General features: G+C 75.4%; 1 protein-coding gene. It reads right to left on the reverse strand.

The features are described from left to right. Positions 1 to 209: 209 nt before the first annotated feature. Entirely contained in the window at positions 210 to 911 is a 702-nt protein-coding gene (locus tag ACZ47G_RS30445; RefSeq protein WP_465748138.1) for a helix-turn-helix transcriptional regulator, read from the reverse strand. Between the last annotated feature and the right edge of the window lie 737 nt (positions 912 to 1,648).

Genomic DNA, 1,648 nt, shown 5'->3' on the forward strand with positions numbered 1-1,648 from the left:
AAAGGCCGGAACGTCCCCCCCCCCCGCCCTCCCGTCCCACCCCCCCCCCCCCCCCTCCCCCCCCCTTCCCCCCCCCCCCCCCCCCCCCCCCCCCCCCCCCCCCCCCCCCCCCCCCCCCCCCCCCCCCCCCCCCCCCCCCCCCCCCCCGGGGCCCCCGGGGGCCTTTGCGCCCCTGTGCCCCGGGCCCGGCGGGGTCCGGGGCACAGGGGTCAGGCGCCCTCCCGGTACCCGGCCCGGGCCGGGCCGGTGCCGACCGGCTCGGCCGAGCGCTCCAGGGCGACGGCCAGCTGGGCGCGCCGGCTGATGGCGAGCTTGCGGTAGATCCGCGTGATGTGCTGCTCGACGGCGCGCGGCGAAACGCCCAGCCTCGCGGCGATCTGACGGTTCGTCAGCCCGTCCAGGATCATCCGGGCCAGCCGCCGCTCGTGGGCGCTGAGCGGCTCGGTGACGGCGAGGGCTCCGGCCGGGGCGCCGGCGGCCTCCCGGCCCGGGCCGGGGCGCAGCGCCCTGGCCGCCTCCAGGATGTTCTCCAGCTCCCGGATCCTGGTCCGCAGGATCAACCCCTGCTGGACGTAAGGGTCCTGGGCCAGCACGTGCTGCAGTGCCGCGCTGTCGGCGACCTGCAGCAGCAGGGTCTCCCCCGTGCCCTCGGTCCAGCTGCCGCCGTGCAGGAGGATCTCGAAGGCGGCCATCCGTCTCCAGTAGAGGTGGTGTCGGGGCTCGGCGCGGCGCAGCTGGTCCCCGGCGCGCAGCTCGCGTTCGATCAGGAACTTCACGGGCCCTTTGAGCGGGGCCGCTTCCACCGGATCGGCGTCCACCGGATCGGCGTCCACCGGGTCGGCGGCCGGCTGCTCCGGCGGGTTCTGGCGGGATGTCGTACGGGCGGTTGTGGTGGTGAGTGCGTCAATCATGGCGTTTTCGTTTCCACCTCGAGCGCTGAGGGCGTAGGGAGGGGTCGAGCCGGTCACGTGGTAGACCGCCGGTGCGCTCGGCGCGGCTCGGTACGGCTCGGCGGCGGATCGCGTTCCACCGGATCGCGCTCTGCCGGGCCGCGGGGAATCCGGGGCCGGATCGCCGCTCGTGCACCGGGTTCTGGCCTCCCGGACCCGGACCACTCTGCCTTCCGTCCGGGCCTCCCGCAAGCATGGAAATCACCCGGGACGGAACGGGTGAAGGGCTGGTCCGGACCATCCGGAATACGTGAGGGAATGCGCCCCCGAGTGCGTGGGATTCATGGCACGGCGGAGCGTCCCACCGCTCCTGGCGGGCTGTCGGCGCAGGTGGCGGGCCCGGCCGGGGCTGATGCGCGGAATGCGGAAAGGCCGCGCCGGAGTGCGGCGGTGGCCGGTGCGCGGATGGTCACCGGCAATTCTTCCGCCGCGACGGATTTCCGCCCGGCGGGGCCGTCCGGTCCTCGTTTCGTCGAATCGGATGTGCGACTGCTGAACCGACCGCATTTGCACGGCCGTTCGCCGGTGCGGCGGTGAACGGCCGTGCGGCGCGCCTGCTTTCAGGCGCTGAGGGCGCCGGGGGCGGCCTGGGTGGTCTCGACCAGGCGGGCGAACTCGCGCCAGGCGGCGGCGCATTCGAGGGCGAGCTGGGAGATCCGTTCGGCGCAGTGCGGGGGGACGCTGCGGACCAGTTGGTC

The organism is Kitasatospora sp. NPDC030952, from assembly GCF_055571335.1.

What these genes read in the sequence shown, in the direction of transcription:
- ACZ47G_RS30445 (WP_465748138.1), bottom strand. Translation starts at nt 911, where the DNA reads ATGATTGACGCACTCACCACCACAACCGCCCGTACGACATCCCGCCAG.